Raw genomic sequence first — 19,175 nt, forward strand, 5'->3', positions numbered from 1 at the left:
ATCCCATCGCTCTTCCCTTTGCTGTACAAGAGCAAAGAGAAGAGCCAAAGGTGATCGGATGGGAAATTAATCGGAAAAATGCCTCGTCCGCTATTTGGACTTTGATTTCATTCTTACTAACACCTCGTATATTAAAACCCAAGGCTACAATATTTTTTCGTCCCTATCGGGCTTTAACGTGTACATAATTTTCTTCTAAAATTTTAAAGAGCCATAGCTAATATCTATATTTCGCTTAACTAATAAAGTAGTGTATGGCAAACCTTTGGGGAATCCCTAATGAAGTTGAAAAACTAGTTATAAAAAGAGATATCAAATGTGTTTACTGCGGCATTGAGTTTTCTCATGAAAAAATACCAAGAAAGAATAAAGCCTCTTGGGAACACATTATTAATGATATTAGATTAAACAGAGAAGATAACGTAGCTTTATGTTGTATTTCGTGCAATGCAAGTAAAGGAGCAAAACTTATTAAAGAATGGTTTAAAAGTGATTACTGTAAAAGAAAAAATATTTCATTGGAGACGGTCTCGCTAGTAGTAAGAAACGTTGTATTAAAATGAATGCCAATTATGAAATTAAACCGCAATAAAATATTATCTGAAATAAAGCAATGTATACATGATAACAATATTGAATCATTTATTAAAACTGTTTATTCAATGGCCAAGGCCAATTGTAATAACTCTCGCTTTGAATCACACTATATTGAAATAATACATTTTGTACTACTCCCTGAAATACTATCAAACCATAAAACAAAGCATAATGAAATTTTAGAAGCTGTACTTGACTTATTTTGGCACCAAGACACCCCATTAAAAAAGCTAGATAATGACTCTCAGGAACTACTATCCAGTTTATTAAGTTTAGCGTGCAATACAACTTATAAACCAGATGATGAATTTTATTTTTTTGCATTAAATAAATCGATAGACTTAACTAAGTTTATCCATCAAATAGAAACAAAGAGGTTTTTAATTAAACAATACCTAAACCACCCAGACTCTTTGATTCAGTCTACTGCAAATGAATATGCAAAACTTAACGAATTATTATAATTTCTTGGATACAAACTACCACACCTATGAAAACAGAGAAAGAGAAAATGCTTTCGGGCAAACCATATAAAGCTTTTGGCGAAGAGTTATTATCTGAAAGACAACATGCCAAGGAATTGATTTTTGACTTTAATGCTTTACGCCCTAAGCAAATTGAGGAACGAAATGAGATAATTAAAAAGCTATTGGGCAAAACCAAAGGTCAGTTTTTTATCGAACCACCCTTTAGATGCGATTATGGATATAATATTGAGGTAGGAGAAAACTTCTACGCAAACTATAATTTAATTATTTTAGACTGTGCCAAGGTAACTATTGGCGATAATGTTTTGATGGGTCCCAATGTAGCTATTTATGCAGCAGGACACCCTTTACATCACGAAATGCGTAACCAGGAGTATGAGTATGCTTTTCCAATCAACATTGGTTCTAATGTATGGATAGGAGGAAATGTAGTTATCAATCCCGGAGTTTCTATTGGCGAAAATTCCGTTATTGGCTCCGGAAGCGTGGTTACTAAAGATATCCCTGGTAACGTTATTGCCATCGGTAATCCTTGCAAAATATTACGTGAAATAAGCCAAGAGGATAAAGCATATTATTATAAAAATTTAAAGTTTGAGTAGTAGATGTTCCGCCCGCTATTCGGACTATGATTACCATAACTTAATACCTTGGATTAAAATCCTAGGCCACAATATAAGTCGTTCATACAGGACTCTTATACATCATATCTTCATACAGCGTATTCAATCATAAAAATAACGTTTACTCTTGTAAGAGATCAAAAGCCATAGGCTCACTCCATATTGTAAGCATAGAGTAAAATCCTTACATAAGCGCACATAAAAAAATCGAAATTTATAAGTTCGATGTATGTCTCAATCCACAATATTAACCTACACCTAAGTTCCACAAATTACCCCCTGTACATTTTATTATTAGATAGTATTTTCACACTGTATATATATTGTATATCCTTTTGCACAGGACTTTTACGTTCTATAAAATACTTTTGAAACTGAGATTTAAACTTATCACAAACCTTATTTTCACTCGGTTAATCTAATAAATGCATAAAATAATGATATCTGTAGTTAATTCTTTTTGCCATGGACTTTCTAAAGTCGCAGTTTTACTGTTGGTTGTTTTTTATAGCACACAACTTTTGGCACAAACCCATACTCAACCCAATATTCTTTGGATAGTAACCGATGATCAAAGAGCTGATGCGTTAGAATGCTTTAATAAAGCAACTACTGGTAAAAATCAAAGTGCTTTAGGTTATGTTTCGTCTCCCAATATAGATAAGTTGGCCTCCGAAGGAGCTTTATTTGTAAATGCTTTTTGCAACTCGCCTGCATGTGGCCCCTCACGTGGCTCAATGTATAGTGGTCGTTATCCTTTTCGTAACGGTCATTATGCTTTTGAATTAAGTCATCAAAACCCCGATTTTGTAAAACCATCCTTTCCGCAAACACTGCAAAAGCATGGTTACGGAACAGCTGTTTTTGGCAAAGGTGACTCCTATATTTACGAATGGGGTCCTGGACAGAGCTATAAATACCCTGCCCACTTTAATTATAAAATGCATTTTAAACATGATCTTCAACACAATAATGTGGGAGATTTGTGGGGGCCAGCAACAAAAGGAGATAAAAAAGAGTTTGTTTTATATGCCAATGGTAACCTGGTAACTTATGAATATGATAAAAAAACAGGGGAGGCTACAGGAGAAGATAAGGTAAAGAAAAAACAGGTAGAAAAGGATTTTGATATTTTACGATCGTATACACGTTCCAACAAAAGCTTAATTATTGGTGGAGTTAACCCTCAGCCAGCAGGCAAAACTGTTGATGGTATGATTGTTCATGAATATAAATCCTATTTAAAGAACCAAAATAAATCATATACCACCAGTTGGGGCGCCACTGCACAGGGTGCCGACACTCAAAAACCATTGATGATTAATCTGGGTTTCCATCTTCCTCACACGCCAGTATTGCCACCTAAAGAGTTTCGCGATAAGTTTAAAAAACAAACATACAAGGTTCCTGCGTTTGATGAAACAGAATTGGATAAACTTCCTCCACAAATGATAAAGCTGTTCAACGGGCTGAATATGTCTAGAATGACTGATGAGGAAAAACAACAAGCCATTCAGGATTATTATGCCTTTTGCGCTTATGGCGATGCTTTAATTGGAGAATCGGTGGAAGCTTTTAAGCAATATTGCAAAACTAATAAGCAGGAATATGTAATCGTATATACGGTAGGCGATCATGGTTGGCATTTAGGAGAGCAAGGCATCGAAGCTAAGTTTGGCCCTTGGGATAAATCAATTCATGGAGCTTTAATTGTAGTAGCATCCGACAAAGCAAAAGTACCAGAAGGGTTAATTCAAGAACAACTGGTAGAATATGTTGATGTTACACCTACCATACTTTCTGAAGCTGGTGTTGATATTAAGGCTGAAAAGTTTGAATACCTAGATGGTTTTAACCTGATAAACTTTATCGATAACAAGGAGGAAAAAAGAGAGTATATCCTTGGAGAAATACATTTAGTGGCTGGCCCACGAGCTTATATTCGATCCGAAGATTTTGCTTTTTCGATGAAAACAAGACCTAGAAATGCAAATTTAAATAAAGACGTACGTTGGGCATTGGATTGCCCTGTAGAAGAATCCGATTTAGCATTGTACGATTTACGTAATGATCCCTTAGAGCGTAACAATGTAGCTACAGATAAGGAGTATGTTGCTTTAGCACAATGGTTCAGAAAAAAGCTGGGTAATATTGTTTTAGGAGATGGCAGAATTGAGTGCGATTGGTCAAAAGCAAATACTTATGCTTTAAGCAATTTTGCAGTTGGAGCCGATGATAAAAAAATGGACATCCCTAAAAAACTAATACCAAAAATTAAGTAAAGACCATACATATTTAAACAGCGAAGAATGGCCTTCGCTGTTTATGACTATATAGCTTTCCATCAAAACTTTTTTGCTAAAAAGGTAATTTCTCCATATCTACATTACCTCCCGTTAAAATTACTCCTACCCGCTTGCCTTTAAAGGCTTCTTTGTTATCCAAAATAATTGCCAGAGCCACTGCACTTGAAGGTTCTACAACAATCTTCATTCTCTCCCAAATTAAACGCATGGCTTTAATTATCGATTCATCGGAAGTAGTGATAATTGCATCAACATTTTTTGTAATCGCTTCAAAGGTATGATCTCCCAAAGCCGTTAAAAGACCATCAGCAATTGTATTAGGATTGGTCATTGGCATGCGCTCGTTGTTTTTTAACGAACGATAGGCATCGTCAGCACCATCAGGTTCTGCTCCAATGATCTCAATTTCTGGATTTAGATATTTAGCGGTAATAGCTGTTCCGCTTAATAATCCACCACCTCCAACTGGAGCTACTATTGCTTCCAGATCGTTTTGTTGTTCCATAAATTCCAGTGCACAAGTTCCTTGCCCTGCAATAATTTCTTTTTGATTGTATGGGTGGATCATGGCAGCGCCAGACTCTCCAATAATCTTATCTAAAGTTTCCTCTCTATCTTTTAAAGTAGGTTCGCAAAAGGTGATAACGCCACCATAACTACCTACAGCCCGTTTTTTAACGCCAGGCGCATTTTTCGGCATCACAATATAAGCATGCGTTTCTTTTAATTTGGCAGCCAAAGCTAAAGCCGCTGCATGATTACCTGAAGAGTGCGTGGCTACGCCTTTTGCTGCTTCCTCATCAGACAAAGAAAAAACGGCATTACAAGCTCCTCTAAATTTAAAAGCACCTACTTTCTGAAAATTCTCGCACTTAAAATATATATCTGCTCCAGTCATTTTATTAATGGCCGTATTGGTCAGTACTGGTGTTATATGTATATAAGGTTGAATACGGATAAAAGCATCTTCAACATCTGAAAAAGTAGGTAAATCTATCATCTTTATTGATTAAGAACGGTGTGAAATATACACCATAAAAAGCATTAACTGCAATTTATACATTATCATCCGAAATCAAAACTTTACTTTCAAGGCAGCTAAATAAAAAAAGCCCGATTAAGCCATGTCAAAACTTAATCGGGCCTCAAAAAACCAATTATTAACCTAAAAATATGTCTTTTTAAAAGATAGCAAATGCAACAGTAAGTCCACTCATAACCACACTTACCATGGTCATTAATTTTATTAAGATATTTAACGAAGGACCAGCAGTATCCTTAAACGGATCTCCCACTGTATCACCTACAACACCTGCATGATGAGCCTCACTACCTTTACCTCCAAAGTTTCCTTTTTCGATATACTTTTTAGCATTATCCCAAGCTCCACCAGCATTATTTAAGAATATTGCCAAGGTAAAACCTGTAGTTAAACCACCCATCAATAGACCAATAACTCCAGCTACACCAAAAACAATTCCAACAACTATAGGAACAATAATGGCTAATAGAGAAGGTAATAACATTTCCTTTTGTGCTCCTTTGGTTGAGATGGCTACACATTTAGCATATTCTGGAGTACCTGTTCCTTCCAAGATTCCAGGAATTTCTTTAAACTGGCGACGCACTTCATCTACCATAGCTCCTGCAGCACGACCAACAGCTTTCATGGTCATGGCACAGAATACAAAGGCCATCATAGCTCCAATAAATAACCCAGCTAACATCAGCGGATTAAAAATAGTTAGGTCGTAGAATACAGAAAAATCTTTCAGTGTAGCTTCTGATATAACCACATTTCGAACGCCCTCTGTAGCTAATGCAGATGAATCTAACACAAACTGAATCGAGTTTTGAACGATAGTATCTCCTTCAACAAGTGCGCGCTTTATCCATATCTTAATCTCTTCCATATAAGCGGCCATCAATGCCATAGCTGTTAAAGCAGCCGAACCAATAGCAAATCCTTTACCCGTTGCAGCAGTTGTATTTCCTAACATATCTAATGCATCGGTTCTTTCTCGAACTTCCTCAGGTAGTTTGGCCATCTCTGCATTACCACCAGCATTATCAGCAATAGGCCCGAAAGCATCCGTTGCTAATGTAATACCTAGGGTTGAAAGCATACCAACAGCGGCAAATCCAATACCATAAACACCTTCTGCGAAGTTTTCAAATCCACCTGCAAAACCAAATGCTCCAATGATACCTGCAACAATAGTTACAACAGGAATCCAAGTTGAATACATACCAATAGCAATTCCATCTATAATAGTGGTTGCAGGTCCTTGCTGTGCTTGACTAGCTATACCTTGAGTGGGTTTATATCCATCCGAAGTATAATATTCTGTTCCTTGGCCAATGATTACACCAGCCACTAAACCAGATACTACAGAACCAAAAATGCCCCATGAAATCCAATCCATATAGGCCATTCCTGCAATTGCAATTAGTACCAATACCGAACTTCCCCCTGTACCTATTAAAAGCGAATTAAGTAAACTCTTAGCATTAGCATCCTCTTTGGTTTGAACCATAAAAATACCAACGATAGAAAGTACAATACCAATGGCAGCAACCAGCATAGGTGCAATTACTTTTCCTGATAAATCTTCTCCTGCATTAACTGATAAGGCAGCACCTAAAGCAGCCGTAGCCAGTATCGAACCACAATACGATTCGTAAAGGTCGGCACCCATTCCTGCAACATCACCTACGTTATCACCTACATTATCGGCAATAGTAGCTGGGTTACGCGGATCATCTTCGGGAATACCAGCTTCAACTTTACCCACAAGATCGGCACCCACATCAGCAGCTTTGGTATAAATACCTCCTCCAACACGAGCAAACAGCGCCTGCGTAGAAGCACCCATTCCAAAGGTTAACATGGTAGCAGTAATTTCCATTAATTTAGCCGACTCATCCATACCTGCATGTACCAAATCAAGTCCTAAAAAGGAAAAACCATGGGTCATGTTTTCGGCAGTATAAACTACTTTGGTTAATAACATATACCATAAAGAAATATCTAGTAATCCAAAGCCTACAACTACTAACCCCATTACAGCTCCACTTCTAAAAGCAACTTTTAAACCTTTATTTAGTGATTCCGAAGCTCCATGAGCGGTACGGGCCGAAGCAAATGTGGCAGTCTTCATTCCAAGGAAACCGCATAAACCAGAAAAGAAACCACCAGTTAGGAAAGCGATAGGAACAAATGGGTTTTGAACACCCATATAGGCAAGAATAGTAAGGATAATCAATAAAACAAGAAAAACAATTCCAACAACTTTATATTGTCGGGACAAATAGGCCATTGCACCATCTCTTACATGCTGCGCAATTTCTTTCATTCTGTCTGTCCCTTCGGAACTTTTCATCATGCTTTTAAAAAAAAGCCAGGCAAACACCAATGCCACAATAGATGCGACTGGTATAGTCCAAAATAATTGTGTAACCATAATAAAAATAGATTTAATTTGTTTTGATTTATATTGAGTAAGTTATTGAACTAAATAAATAGCATAAACCGATAATAGGCAATATTAAAACAAACCAGAAGTTCACGTTTGAACTTCACATAAGCTGAGATTTTAAGGAAGAAGCCTTTATAATTAAGGGATATTAAAAGACTTCGATTTTTCAATACCTCCAATATAGTAAAAATAAAAGCGCTTAAGTACAGTAATATGCATTATTAATGTAGATTGAATAAAAATTGTAGGAGATAATATGTACACTTATCAAAGGTAGTCCTTGATTAAAAGCATATCTTTGAATGATCAAAAAGATATTAACCAAAGAAGTTGATTAGGATGGCATTTTTTGAATTGGTTTTTCATACTTGGTACGGATCGTTGGTGGTCATGATTATTTCTTCTATCATTATGGCCAAGGCCTGCAATATTTTTGAAGTAGCCACAGACTACCTAGGGCGAAACCTAAGAGATGGAGTGAAAGGTGCCACTTTAAATGCCATTGGCTCATCTATGCCAGAACTCTTAACAACCGTTTTCTTTTTGGCTCTGGCCAGCAGACAAAATTTAGGTAGAGATTTAGCGGCTAGTGTGGGAGGTAATACAGGCTCGGCTATTTTTAATAGTATTGTAATTCCTATATTAGTAATATGGGTTGTGCTGGCTACAGTAGCTGGAGTAAAAGGAATACAAGTAGCTAAAAAAGTAATATTGCGTGATGGACTATTTTTAATAGCTGCAGAAATATTACTACTCGTATTACTTTCGAGTGATTATATAACCTATTGGCACGGTTGGGTTTTTACGGGGTTCTATCTTATTTATCTGACTTATACCTTACTTTCCATGAAAAAAGAGGATAACCAAGTAGAAATGCACCATTGGGAAATTGAAAATTGGTATACCCGCTATCAACTCAGAAAGCCCAAAGGACGAAGCATCAGAAGTTGGATACTCCTTTTAGGTTCTACCGCAGTGATAGCTATTACATGTGCTGGGTTAGTAGAAAGCTGTATAGGCATGGCTGAAGCAATGGAGATTAATCCATTATTTATTGCATTGGTTTTAGTAGCTGGAGCAAGCAGCATTCCCGATACAATTATTTCAATTAAGGATGCCAAAAAAGGAAATTATGACGATGCACTTTCTAATGTTTTAGGTTCAAATATTTTTGACATTACCATCAGTATGGGTCTTCCTTTAGCTATCTATTTAATGATTACTGGATATAAGGTTGATTTTCGTGAGGCGGGAGCAACTCTAATTGACATTCGAATTATGTTGGTAGTGGTTACCATGGCAACAATGAGCGTTTTTTACTTTGCCAAAAAACTAAAAAAAAGACATGTAGCTTACCTCATTTTACTTTACGTGATGTTTGTTTTATATGCTATTGGAGCAGCTTCCTACGAAGCCGGAGGAGATGGTGTTTTAGCGCAATGGGCTGGTAAATTTATAGCGTTTTTAAACAAGCCTGATGGTATAAATGAAACCTTACAGGAATTAGCTAACGGCTTAACCTCAAATTGGTAATCTCGTTTTCTAAAATCATCTATCTATTCAACTCATAATTGCTCTCTTTATCGCAATCAATTCTTATCTTTGTAGCCTTAATTTTTAGAAAGGGATTATACCTATGATGATAGACCAGGGAACTGTTGATAGAGTAGTAGAAACTTCGCAAGCACAAATTGTGGATGTGGTATCGGAGTTTGTCACGCTGCGTAAAAGAGGTATCAACTATCTTGGTAACTGTCCATTTCATAACGAAAAAACACCTTCATTTACTGTTTCTCCTCATAAGGGAATATATAAATGCTTCGGTTGCGGAAAAGGAGGTAACGCCGTTAACTTTTTAATGGATGTAGAGCAAATCTCATTTATCGAGGCTATTAAACAACTGGGTAAAAAATTCCATATTCACATTGAGGAAGTTGAATTAAGCCCAGAACAAAAGCAAGTTAAGAACGACAGAGAGAGTATGATGGCCGTTTCTGGCTTTGCACAAAAGTACTTTACCAACCAACTTCTAAAATCCGACGAAGGTCGCTCTGTGGGTCTATCCTATTTGCGTAGTCGTGGTTTTAGAGATGATATCATACAAAAATTTGACTTAGGATACTCGCCAGAAGCCAAATCTGCATTAACAGATGAAGCCCTTAAAAATAGTTTTAAGCTGGAGTTTCTGGAAAAAACGGGTTTAAGTATCGTCAGAGATAATTATAAAGCGGATAGATTTAGAGGTCGGGTTATTTTTCCCATCCATAGCATATCGGGTAAGCCCACTGCTTTTGGAGGACGTATTTTAAAGAACGATAAAAAAACAGCCAAGTACCTGAATTCACCAGAATCGGAAATTTATCACAAGAGTAGAATACTGTACGGTATTTATCATGCCAAAACAGAAATCACTAAAAAAGATAGATGTTATTTGGTGGAAGGATATACCGATGTAATTTCATTTCATCAGGCAGGAATAACAAATGTGGTGGCCTCCTCGGGAACGGCCTTAACGGTAGACCAGATTAGACTGGTAGCACGTTTTACACCTAACATTACCATTATTTATGATGGTGACCCCGCAGGTATCAAGGCCTCTTTACGAGGAATTGACTTAGTGCTGGAGCAAGGCATGAATGTAAAAGTAATGCTTCTTCCAGAAGGAGAAGATCCCGATTCATTCTCCAAAAGCAGAAATGCGGAAGAGCTCCATGCATATATAGAAAAGCACGAAGGTGACTTTATCAAGTTTAAAACGGGCTTACTTTTAAAGGATGCAGAAAATGACCCTGTTAAACGAGCAGGACTTTTACAGGATATTGTTAAAACCATTTCGGTAATACCCGATGCCATTGTGCGAGGAGAATATGTAAAAGAGTGTAGCGCTCTACTGAATGTTCGTGAGCAGGTACTTTACAATGAAATTGGCAAACTCACTAAAAAAAGTAAAGAAGAACAATATAAAAGTAAAGCGCCAAGCAATGATATTCCTATTGAGATACAGGAGCAAATGGCCGCAGCCTCTTTTGCTCCACAGAGCCTATATGAAGAGGAAGAAAAGGAGCTAATTCGTTTCATTATTAAGTATGCAGATTTAAATTTGGTATCTGTTGAAGAAGGTGAAGAGGAAGTGGAGAAAATGACGGTTGGCGACTATATACTCATGCAACTGAATGAGGATGAGTTAGAGTTTGAAAACCCTTTGTACAATAAAATATTTAAATTGTACCAAGAAAATAAAGATAACCAAGGTTTTCAGGCAGTTAAGTTTTTTGTTAGTAACATGGACAAATCTGTGAATCAATTAGCCACTGATTTATTAAGTCGCGAACATGCCTTAAGTAAGATTCATGAGCGCTTTGGAGCTACCGACCTAGAAGAAAATACAAGGTTGGATATTTTAGTTCCTAAAGTGGTTAACGAGCTTAAACTAAAAAAGGTGAAAGCCCTGATAGAAAAATATAGAAAAGATTTAAAAGTCGCAGAACAGGCAAAAGATGGAGATAAGATGATGGAGATAATGCAAACCATGGTAACTTTACAACAGTTACAAGCATTATTGTCGAAGGAGCTGGGAAATAGAGCAATCGTGTAAGCAATTATTTTATACAATATGAAGACCGTAGAACATTTAAACAACGAGCGAATTGAAACTATCATAAAAAAATGTGATGTATGTTTTATTGGGGTAGTAGATGGTGATGCACCTTATGTACTACCTATGAACTTTGGCTTTAAAGACAATGTTATTTATCTGCACTCCGCACCAGAAGGGAGAATCGTTGACATCTTAAAAAAGAACAGTAACATATGTGTTACATTTAGCACTGGTCATGAACTAGCTTTTCAGCACCCAGAAGTGGCATGTAGCTATCGCATGAAATCCAAAAGTGTAGTCGCTCTAGGAAAAGTAAAGTTTCAGGAAGACTTTGAAAAGAAAGAAGAAGCCTTAAATATTATTATGGAGCAATACTCCGAAAAGAAGTTTAAGTATTCTGGCCCAGCCATTCGTAACGTGTTAATATGGGAAGTACCTATTGATAATGTTACTTGTAAAGAGTTTGGTGCTCCTCACGAAAAGTACAAAGGAGATGATACCGTAAAAAGAAGTTTCTAACACCAATGTAATCTTAACCCTAATCTATATTTTTAAAGAATGGTATTAAATTATATTTGGATAGGCTTTTTCCTGATTGCCTTTGTAGTAGCTTTAGTTCGGCTTATTTTTTTGGGAGATATGGAAATATTTCCCGCTTTGATGAATTCAACCTTTAGTAATGCCAGAACTGGTTTCGAGATATCTTTGGGACTTACAGGTGTTCTTTCACTTTGGATGGGTTTTTTGAAAATAGGCGAAGAAGGAGGCATTGTAAAAGCACTATCTAAATTAATTGGCCCGCTTTTTAACAAGTTATTTCCCGATTTACCTAAAAACCATCCCGTTTTTGGTACCATCATGATGAATCTCTCTGCCAATATGTTAGGCTTAGATAATGCAGCCACACCAATGGGTCTTAAAGCCATGAAGCAACTGCAAGAAGAGAATATTTCGAAAGAAAGTGCCAGCAATGCACAAATTATGTTTCTGGTATTAAATACTTCAGGGCTTACCATTATACCCGTAAGTATTATGGTTTATCGTGCACAAGAAGGAGCCGTAAATCCTGCTGATATATTTATTCCAATTCTGTTAGCAACTTTTTTTTCTACCCTTGCAGGAATTATTGCTGTATCTATCGTTCAAAAAATAAATCTGTTTAATAAAGTTATTTTAGGATATTTAGGAGGACTAACAGCACTTGTTTCGGGACTTATTTATTGGATGTCTACTTTACCTAAGGACCAGATAAAGAGTATTTCACTTGTTTCAGCCAACCTTATTTTATTTTCTATCATCGTTGTTTTTCTTATGGCAGCCATCCGCAAAAAGGTAAACGTTTATGAGAGTTTTATAGATGGTGCTAAAGATGGATTTCAGATAGCCATTAAAATCATACCTTATTTAGTAGCTATTTTGGTGGCAATTGGGTTATTTCGCACATCAGGAGCGATGGATTTTATCACCGATGGCGTAAAGCATTTTTGCTTATTTTTAGGAGTAGATACCCGTTTTGTAGATGCATTACCTACTGCCTTAATGAAACCTTTGAGCGGAAGTGGTGCACGTGGAATGATGATTGAAAGTTTTACCACTTTTGGTGTAGATTCCTTTCCTGCTAAAATAGCATCAACAGTTCAGGGAGCTACCGATACCACCTTTTATATTATTGCGGTATACTTTGGCTCAGTAGGAATTAAAAATACTCGTCACGCCATTAGTTGTGGCTTAATAGCAGACCTGGCAGGTATTATCGCAGCTATAGTTATCGGTTACTTATTTTTTGGTTGATATCACAATAAATAGATAACATTTAACGTATTAACCTCGTACTGATTGCAATGCTTATTTAAGTCTTATACATTGTTTAAAATTCTAATTAAATATATCCTCGCAAACGCTCTACTTGCCTTTGGCTTAATCGTTTCGGCACAGCCCCAGTCAAATAGTGAAATAGATAAGTTTTCTTCCTTAAGTTTTGGAATGGACTACATGGGTGATTATAATGTAAATGGTCGTGTAAATACACAAGCCAGTCAACCCAATTTAACTAGTATGGCTAGCTATTTTCATAAATCTGGATTTGACATTTCATTCATGTATACTAATATCTGGAATTCAGATGAAACTTATACTCAAGCCACGCAAGAAACAGATTTATCCTTAGGCTATTCCGCCGAAATTACCAACTGGTTAAATGGAATGGCATCCTATAGTCACTTTATATATAGTGATAATTCCAATTCTTTTCGCTCCAATTATAAACACCTGGTTTCTGCAAGTTTATTTAGCGAAGTAAATTGGTGGCTAGCAGATGTTACTGTTGGTTATTATTCCGGAAGGTCAAACGAGCTTTTTAGTAGTTTTGAAACAGGCGTACTATTTGAGTTTGATGACTTTTTAAAGAAAGACAATTCCTTATCTATAGAACCAATGGTAATGATAAACATGGGTGATATTGGTTATTACGATGCACAAGCTTATACCGATTATAGGTTTGCTTATGGCTTTGCCAAATCATTCCCTCAATTAACTGCAGGTGAGTTTTTGTCGATAATTGATAATCCACAAACCTATCGAGAAAAGAATATCAGTGATCGCCTGCAAAACCAACCCGACAAAATAGATAAACTGAGAGAGCTGTCTGACGACACTGTTTTGTGGAATATGTTTGAAGAAAAGAGCACCTTTAATTTAAACAATATCGGGTTTACAATACCAATATATTATTATTGGAGTGACTTTATGATTAACATTGGTTTTTCAGCATTTAAACCCATTAATCAGCCTTCATATGTTGAAGAAGAATGGAGCAGTTATGCCAACTTTGGCTTAACCTATTTTATGAGTTGGTAGATAAAACTACTGAAATCAATTAATGAGTTTTTAAAGTAAAAAAAATAGACTCTAAATTATAACACCTAATACAATCTACATACACCTCTAGTTAATTCACGTTTTTGAAATAGAATTTTTGCTTGTTATACTAGTTACAAAACTCCATTAAATAAAAATCGGCTCCTTCATCTCCAAGCGAAGCAGCCTTATTTAAATCCTCACAGCCTGCATCTTTGTTTTCAATATTAAAATGAGCAATGGCTCTGTTAAAATAAAAATCTGATACATCATTATTTAGATCAATCGCTTGCGTATAATCCAAAATAGCTTCGGCATAATTACCCAGCTGAAACCAAGCATTAGCTCTATCGTAATAAGCCAAAGAAAAGTTAGGCTCCAATTTAATTCCTCTATCAAAATCTGCGATGGCATTCTCAAATTCTCCAAGTTGATAATAGGCATTCGCTCTATCAAAATAAGCATCGTAATATTCACTATCTACCTTAATTAAGGCACTAAAAGTCTTTATCGCCAATTTATAATCAACTAGTTCGTAATATACATTGGCCATATTATATAATGCATCTTTATAATTAGCATCTAATTTAACACAGGCCTTGTAGCTATTAATAGCATCCTGAAATTCCTTATTATCCAAATAAGAATTTCCTAAATAAAAATACAAATCAGCATTATTCTCTTCAATAGCAATGGCCTGCTGAAACGTTTCAACGGCCTTTGTAAACTGCTCTTTCTCTAAATATTTATTACCCTGCTTAACCAGATCCTCAACATTGGTTTGTCCCGAAAGATTTACCGAAACCATCACTAGAAAAGCAATTGTATATTTAATCATAGTCATAATAAACTAGTTTATTCTTCAATTACTGGTTTAACTCATTAGCCATAAGCAAAACTATCTCTTCCTTTTTTTCGCTTTCATTCTTTGTTGCTTCCTCATCTTTTTTTGCTGCGCCTTTTTCTGTAGCACCAGTTTTTTATTTCTTGTATTTTGTTGACTACGTAAATTGGCTTTTTGCAGTTGTTTGTTTTTTTGAAGCTGCTTGGCACTCTTTACTTTTCGCTTCATCTGTTGCATACGCATATCCTTACGCTTATGGTCATTACCTCGCGTAACCATAGAATATTGCCTACTATTGGAGCGCAGGTTAATACCTTCAGGTTTAACCGTTTCCTTTACTGCTTTTTTTTCTTGAGCATTGATTCCTCCTTCAACTAAAAGGATCATCAATAATATAAAACCTATTCTCATACCTATCATTTTTCTATCCACAAAAATCGAATAGTTTGTTCGTACTCTTTGGTACTTGGATAACAAATTTATAAAAAGGTTTAAAAGCAAGTTCATTTTTATGCTTAGATATCCACTAATTTTCAATATTAACTAATCAATAACTATTCTGTAAAAAAAGTTAATCCATTGGGATTTTATCATTTTTCAATTCACAAAAGGTCAAACATCAACAAAACAGTACTATATGAGATATATTTCAAGTTAAAACAAATGAATACCTCAAATTATTTGTTAAATGTTTGTTAAAAAATAAAAATAAATTCTATATTAGTGCTCGGAAAAATAATACCCTTTTCCCTTAAATCAGATAAAAAAAATCCGGAAGAAAAAAGACCCACTGCCCTTGGGTCTTTTTTTCGTTTATACCCTCCCATTGAACTAATACTTAAACAAGCCTGTTAACTTTGTTTACAATACAAAACAATTGAGCATGCAACAATTTTGGGACGAACGTTTTTCATCTGAAACATACTTATATGGCGAAAGCCCTAATCCACAGTTTAAGAATTTTTTAGATAGTAATACGCCAGGCAAAATATTGCTTCCTGGCGAAGGTGAAGGAAGGAATGCCGTTTACGCAGCCATGCAAAACTGGAGTGTTTCTGCAATAGACCAAAGTCTGGTAGGCAAAGAAAAAGCACTATCACTAGCTTCTAAAAATAAAGTAAAGATAGATTACCACATTGGTGACTTATTAAAACATCCTTATAAAACAGAGCAATTTGACGCGATTGCTCTTGTGTTTTTGCATTTACCTAAAGAACTCCGCTTTAATATTCATCAGCAATTAACATCTCTGTTAAAGACAGGTGCTAAATTATTAATTGTTGGATTTTCTGAGGATCAGTTAAAATATAATAGCGGCGGACCAAAAGATATAGAGATGCTATACTCAACAGATAAATTACAGAGTGATTTTAAGGATCTGCAGATAGATAGAAATGAAAACGTTATGGCAAATCTAGAAGAAGGAATTGGGCACAAAGGACAGGCTTCTCTGATTGTATTTGAAGCCACAAAAAAGTAAGTAACTATTTGAAATGATTAATTTTTACCAATAAGTATAGGTTCTGCAATCAAAGGATGGCCTGGGTTTTCAAGAATAACACGCTCCAGTACATCATGAAGTTCAGCATCACTAAAAATCGGAATCCAATTTTCGTTGGTATAACTAAAATCTTTATTTTCGTTTTGTAAATCCCTCATCACTACCAATTTTATTTTTATCTCTATTCCAATATTTATGCCAAAAAATTTAAACTTCCTCGCATCACGATTTCAGCAACAACTTAGTTTTATTACCGAAATTGATCAGTTAAAGCAAATTATACGGCAAACTTTGCTATTAGATTCATCAAAACAAGAAAATGATGCAGAACACTCATGGCATATGGCTGTATCTATCATTATACTTGCTGAATACGCCAACGAAAAGGAATTAGATATTTTAAAATGTGTAAAAATGGCGCTCATTCACGACGTAGTTGAAATTGATGCAGGAGATACCTACGCTTATGATGAAATGGCTCATCAAGACAAGGAAGAAAGAGAACAAAAGGCTGCTCAAAGAATATTTGGATTATTACCTCCTGATTTAAATAAAGAGTATACTGATTTATGGTATGAGTTTGAAAAGGGAGAAACGAAGGAGGCTAAATATACAGGGGCTGTCGATAGATATATGCCAGTTCTTCATAATTATAAAACACAAGGTAAGCAATGGGTAAAACACAATATTAGTGCCGATATGGTTTTGAAAAGAAACAAACCTATTGAAGAAGGGTCAGCCTTTTTATGGAATGAAGTGAAACAGATGGTTGCCAAAGCGCAATCAAAAGGCTTTTTACGATAGTGCACTAGATGGCATTTGTATGAAGCCTTAATTATGGTATTTTTGAACGAAATTAATGATTAGATGGAAAATGTAGATAGTAGTTGGGAAGAGTTACTTTTAAAAGTGAGCAAAAAATTTAATGTGCTAGCAGATTTCGATTTCTTGTTATTCCTGATTGGGATTCAAGAAAGAGGAACGGGTTATTTAAAGTACAGCAAGGAAGAAAAGATGGATTTAATTAACTTAGCCAGATGTATTTTATTTGAGCAAAAAGGTTTTTACGAAAACAATGGTGTGGATGATGCTGGATGGCCTACATTTACTGTCATTAACGAAGTTTCAGACCTTCCTCCTTCAGAAAGAGAGGCTATTTTAAAAGGTGCCATGATGGAATACCTAAACGACAAATTATAAACAACAAAAATGATGAGGAACGTATTATTTGTATTTACAACAGTTTTAATTTTTAGCGTATTTGGTTGCTCTGCAAAAACTAACGAAGCTATTGTATTAATTAAAACCAACCATGGTAATATTAAAATTAAGCTATACAACGAAACACCTGCTCATCGCGATAATTTTATAAAACTTGCCAACGAAGGCTTTTTAGATGGTACGATATTTCATCGTGTAATTAAGGATTTTATGATTCAAGGAGGAGACCCGAACTCTAAAGATGCAGAAGCGGGTCAGTCCTTAGGAGAAGGTGGACCAGGATATACCCTACCTGCTGAATTTGATTATCCTAAATACTATCATAAAAAAGGAGCGCTATCTGCTGCCAGACAAGGCGATAGGACTAATCCTGAAAAAAGGTCGTCTGGTTCGCAGTTTTACATTGTACAAGGCGAAGTTTTTGATGATAACAAACTTACTAAAATTGAGAATCAAACGCGCGAAGGAAAACGAAGAGCAGTTTTTAACGAATTAATTGTGGAATATAATGATTCGTTAAACGCACTTCAGCGCTTGGGTGACGAAACTCAAATTGTAGCACTTCAGAATTTTATCATGGCTGAAGTAAATAAAAAATACGGCGAGCAAGATGAATTCACTATTCCTGAGGATATTAAAGAGGTATACAGAACTGCTGGTGGAACACCATTTTTGGATGGAAGCTACACTGTATTTGGCGAGGTGATTGAAGACAAAAATTTAATAGAAAAAATAAAATCTTTGTTTGGTGCCAAGTATGGTTTTGAGGTGCTGGATTTAATTGCCAATGAGGAAACTGACTCAAGAGACAGACCGCTTAAAGATGTGGTTATGGAGGTGAAGGTTATTAAAGACTAATTTGATGCGTACTACTTTATATTTTCTTGTATTTATATTCATATGCTCTTCGTGGGCTCATGCTCAAAGCAAAAAAGTAATTATCTCTACTAATTTTGGAGATATTAAGGTGATGCTTTATGATGATACGCCTAAACATCGTGAAGCTTTTTTAAAGCTTGCAAAAGAAGGACACTACGATGGTACTTTGTTTTATAGGGTAGTTAAAAACTTTGTGATTCAAGGTGGTTCTAGCGATTCGAAAAATGCACCAGCTGGCAAGCATATTGGATATGGAAGTTCAAAATTGACTATCGATTCGGAGTTTACAGAAAAGCGTTTTCATAAAAAAGGAGCTATATGTGCACCTCGACAGCCCGAAGAAATTAATCACTTTAAACTTTCCGATATCAGCCAGTTTTATATCGTTCAGGGTAAAGTGTATAAAAACGAAGAATTGGATTTGCTGGAAAAAGCGACCAACAACCCCATTAAAATAAAATTAAAGAAGAAATATTACGTACCCTATAAAGAGGAGCTTCAAAAACTAAAAACGGAAAACCCTAAGGAATTCAATAGGCGACTAAGAGAGATAAAGCAAAAAATAGCGGTTGATTATGCTTTATCGCGAAAGCTTGAATTTACTGAAGAGCAACGAAACGTATATACTACAATTGGTGGATTGCCCGAATTAGACGCCGACTACACCGTTTTTGGAGAAGTAATTAGTGGTTATGATGTGATGAAAAAAATTGCTGCTTTAGAAACGGATAAAAACAGTCGTCCTTATAAAGATGTTAAACTAGTTGTTAGAATTCTATAATT

At 35.7% G+C, this 19,175-nt stretch carries 19 protein-coding genes; 14 read left to right on the forward strand and 5 right to left on the reverse strand.

The features are described from left to right. The first annotated feature begins 254 nt into the window (after positions 1–254). From A8L32_RS09295 to A8L32_RS09310, 4 genes are all read left to right on the forward strand, one after another. Positions 255–563 (forward strand): hypothetical protein, encoded by a 309-nt coding sequence (locus tag A8L32_RS09295; RefSeq protein WP_066630054.1) that lies wholly within the window; start codon positions 255–257, stop codon positions 561–563. Positions 564–572: 9 nt separating this feature from the next. Beyond that, complete coding sequence (locus A8L32_RS09300; RefSeq protein ID WP_143525055.1) at positions 573–1,061, forward strand: hypothetical protein; 489 nt, start codon at positions 573–575, stop codon at positions 1,059–1,061. 26 nt (positions 1,062–1,087) lie between these two features. Next, positions 1,088–1,687, forward strand: coding sequence for a sugar O-acetyltransferase (locus A8L32_RS09305; protein ID WP_066630058.1), 600 nt, complete (start codon positions 1,088–1,090; stop codon positions 1,685–1,687). Between the two features lie 446 nt (positions 1,688–2,133). After that, positions 2,134–3,990 (forward strand): sulfatase-like hydrolase/transferase, encoded by a 1,857-nt coding sequence (locus tag A8L32_RS09310; protein ID WP_198931753.1) that lies wholly within the window; start codon positions 2,134–2,136, stop codon positions 3,988–3,990. Between the two features lie 76 nt (positions 3,991–4,066). On the opposite strand, the gene A8L32_RS09315 is transcribed toward A8L32_RS09310, so the two are convergent. Then, a complete protein-coding gene (locus A8L32_RS09315; RefSeq protein ID WP_066630064.1) occupies positions 4,067–5,014 on the reverse strand; it encodes a pyridoxal-phosphate dependent enzyme in 948 nt (315 codons plus the stop codon). 181 nt (positions 5,015–5,195) lie between these two features. Then, positions 5,196–7,478: a sodium-translocating pyrophosphatase gene (locus A8L32_RS09320; protein WP_066630065.1), complete on the reverse strand. Its 2,283-nt coding sequence runs from the start codon at positions 7,476–7,478 to the stop codon at positions 5,196–5,198. Between the two features lie 354 nt (positions 7,479–7,832). On the opposite strand from A8L32_RS09320, the gene A8L32_RS09325 reads away from it, so the two are divergent. From A8L32_RS09325 to A8L32_RS09345, 5 genes are all read left to right on the forward strand, one after another. Next, positions 7,833–9,026: a sodium:calcium antiporter gene (locus A8L32_RS09325; protein WP_066630066.1), complete on the forward strand. Its 1,194-nt coding sequence runs from the start codon at positions 7,833–7,835 to the stop codon at positions 9,024–9,026. A 103-nt stretch (positions 9,027–9,129) separates the two neighbouring features. Beyond that, on the forward strand, positions 9,130–11,088 hold the full coding sequence (dnaG, locus tag A8L32_RS09330; protein WP_233145473.1) for a DNA primase: 1,959 nt from the start codon (positions 9,130–9,132) through the stop codon (positions 11,086–11,088). Positions 11,089–11,106: 18 nt separating this feature from the next. Next, entirely contained in the window at positions 11,107–11,610 is a 504-nt protein-coding gene (locus A8L32_RS09335) for a pyridoxamine 5'-phosphate oxidase family protein (RefSeq protein ID WP_066630068.1), read from the forward strand. A 39-nt stretch (positions 11,611–11,649) separates the two neighbouring features. Further along, positions 11,650–12,882: a nucleoside recognition domain-containing protein gene (locus tag A8L32_RS09340; RefSeq protein WP_066630069.1), complete on the forward strand. Its 1,233-nt coding sequence runs from the start codon at positions 11,650–11,652 to the stop codon at positions 12,880–12,882. Between the two features lie 72 nt (positions 12,883–12,954). After that, positions 12,955–13,947: a hypothetical protein gene (locus tag A8L32_RS09345; protein ID WP_143525056.1), complete on the forward strand. Its 993-nt coding sequence runs from the start codon at positions 12,955–12,957 to the stop codon at positions 13,945–13,947. Positions 13,948–14,077: 130 nt separating this feature from the next. On the opposite strand, the gene A8L32_RS09350 is transcribed toward A8L32_RS09345, so the two are convergent. Both A8L32_RS09350 and A8L32_RS09355 read right to left on the reverse strand, forming a co-directional pair. Continuing rightward, positions 14,078–14,791 carry a tetratricopeptide repeat protein gene (locus A8L32_RS09350; protein WP_075590475.1) on the reverse strand — a complete coding sequence of 238 codons (714 nt, stop codon included), beginning with the start codon at positions 14,789–14,791 and terminating at the stop codon, positions 14,078–14,080. Between the two features lie 54 nt (positions 14,792–14,845). Next, positions 14,846–15,202 (reverse strand): hypothetical protein, encoded by a 357-nt coding sequence (locus A8L32_RS09355; RefSeq protein ID WP_143525057.1) that lies wholly within the window; start codon positions 15,200–15,202, stop codon positions 14,846–14,848. Positions 15,203–15,674: 472 nt separating this feature from the next. Between A8L32_RS09355 and A8L32_RS09360 the strand changes: the two genes are divergently transcribed. Beyond that, complete coding sequence (locus tag A8L32_RS09360) at positions 15,675–16,271, forward strand: class I SAM-dependent methyltransferase (RefSeq protein WP_066630074.1); 597 nt, start codon at positions 15,675–15,677, stop codon at positions 16,269–16,271. A 17-nt stretch (positions 16,272–16,288) separates the two neighbouring features. Here the strand turns inward: A8L32_RS09360 and A8L32_RS23520 are convergent, their stop codons facing one another. Then, positions 16,289–16,450 carry a hypothetical protein gene (locus A8L32_RS23520; RefSeq protein ID WP_158027220.1) on the reverse strand — a complete coding sequence of 54 codons (162 nt, stop codon included), beginning with the start codon at positions 16,448–16,450 and terminating at the stop codon, positions 16,289–16,291. A 37-nt stretch (positions 16,451–16,487) separates the two neighbouring features. Here A8L32_RS23520 and A8L32_RS09365 point away from each other — a divergent pair, with 37 nt between their 5' ends. The 4 genes from A8L32_RS09365 (at position 16,488) to A8L32_RS09380 (ending at position 19,173) form a co-directional block, all read left to right on the forward strand. Continuing rightward, positions 16,488–17,096, forward strand: coding sequence for an HD domain-containing protein (locus A8L32_RS09365; RefSeq protein ID WP_066630075.1), 609 nt, complete (start codon positions 16,488–16,490; stop codon positions 17,094–17,096). A 63-nt stretch (positions 17,097–17,159) separates the two neighbouring features. Then, entirely contained in the window at positions 17,160–17,492 is a 333-nt protein-coding gene (locus A8L32_RS09370) for a hypothetical protein (protein ID WP_066630077.1), read from the forward strand. A gap of 12 nt (positions 17,493–17,504) precedes the next feature. Then, a complete protein-coding gene (locus A8L32_RS09375) occupies positions 17,505–18,371 on the forward strand; it encodes a peptidylprolyl isomerase (RefSeq protein ID WP_198931754.1) in 867 nt (288 codons plus the stop codon). A 4-nt stretch (positions 18,372–18,375) separates the two neighbouring features. Next, positions 18,376–19,173, forward strand: a complete 798-nt coding sequence (locus A8L32_RS09380; RefSeq protein ID WP_066630081.1) for a peptidylprolyl isomerase — start codon at positions 18,376–18,378, stop codon at positions 19,171–19,173. Positions 19,174–19,175 lie beyond the last annotated feature (2 nt).

The sequence above is a fragment of the Labilibacter marinus genome (assembly GCF_001659685.2).
Classification (GTDB): Bacteria; Bacteroidota; Bacteroidia; order Bacteroidales; family Marinilabiliaceae; genus Saccharicrinis; species Saccharicrinis marinus.

What these genes read in the sequence shown, in the direction of transcription:
- A8L32_RS09310 (WP_198931753.1), top strand. Translation starts at nt 2,134, where the DNA reads ATGCATAAAATAATGATATCTGTAGTTAATTCTTTTTGCCATGGACTT.
- A8L32_RS09370 (WP_066630077.1), top strand. Translation starts at nt 17,160, where the DNA reads ATGGAAAATGTAGATAGTAGTTGGGAAGAGTTACTTTTAAAAGTGAGC.
- A8L32_RS09355 (WP_143525057.1), bottom strand. Translation starts at nt 15,202, where the DNA reads ATGAGAATAGGTTTTATATTATTGATGATCCTTTTAGTTGAAGGAGGA.
- A8L32_RS09295 (WP_066630054.1), top strand. Translation starts at nt 255, where the DNA reads ATGGCAAACCTTTGGGGAATCCCTAATGAAGTTGAAAAACTAGTTATA.
- A8L32_RS09335 (WP_066630068.1), top strand. Translation starts at nt 11,107, where the DNA reads ATGAAGACCGTAGAACATTTAAACAACGAGCGAATTGAAACTATCATA.
- dnaG (WP_233145473.1), top strand. Translation starts at nt 9,130, where the DNA reads ATGATGATAGACCAGGGAACTGTTGATAGAGTAGTAGAAACTTCGCAA.
- A8L32_RS23520 (WP_158027220.1), bottom strand. Translation starts at nt 16,450, where the DNA reads ATGAGGGATTTACAAAACGAAAATAAAGATTTTAGTTATACCAACGAA.
- A8L32_RS09365 (WP_066630075.1), top strand. Translation starts at nt 16,488, where the DNA reads ATGCCAAAAAATTTAAACTTCCTCGCATCACGATTTCAGCAACAACTT.
- A8L32_RS09380 (WP_066630081.1), top strand. Translation starts at nt 18,376, where the DNA reads ATGCGTACTACTTTATATTTTCTTGTATTTATATTCATATGCTCTTCG.
- A8L32_RS09315 (WP_066630064.1), bottom strand. Translation starts at nt 5,014, where the DNA reads ATGATAGATTTACCTACTTTTTCAGATGTTGAAGATGCTTTTATCCGT.
- A8L32_RS09325 (WP_066630066.1), top strand. Translation starts at nt 7,833, where the DNA reads ATGGCATTTTTTGAATTGGTTTTTCATACTTGGTACGGATCGTTGGTG.
- A8L32_RS09375 (WP_198931754.1), top strand. Translation starts at nt 17,505, where the DNA reads ATGAGGAACGTATTATTTGTATTTACAACAGTTTTAATTTTTAGCGTA.
- A8L32_RS09320 (WP_066630065.1), bottom strand. Translation starts at nt 7,478, where the DNA reads ATGGTTACACAATTATTTTGGACTATACCAGTCGCATCTATTGTGGCA.
- A8L32_RS09305 (WP_066630058.1), top strand. Translation starts at nt 1,088, where the DNA reads ATGAAAACAGAGAAAGAGAAAATGCTTTCGGGCAAACCATATAAAGCT.
- A8L32_RS09350 (WP_075590475.1), bottom strand. Translation starts at nt 14,791, where the DNA reads ATGACTATGATTAAATATACAATTGCTTTTCTAGTGATGGTTTCGGTA.
- A8L32_RS09360 (WP_066630074.1), top strand. Translation starts at nt 15,675, where the DNA reads ATGCAACAATTTTGGGACGAACGTTTTTCATCTGAAACATACTTATAT.
- A8L32_RS09340 (WP_066630069.1), top strand. Translation starts at nt 11,650, where the DNA reads ATGGTATTAAATTATATTTGGATAGGCTTTTTCCTGATTGCCTTTGTA.
- A8L32_RS09300 (WP_143525055.1), top strand. Translation starts at nt 573, where the DNA reads ATGAAATTAAACCGCAATAAAATATTATCTGAAATAAAGCAATGTATA.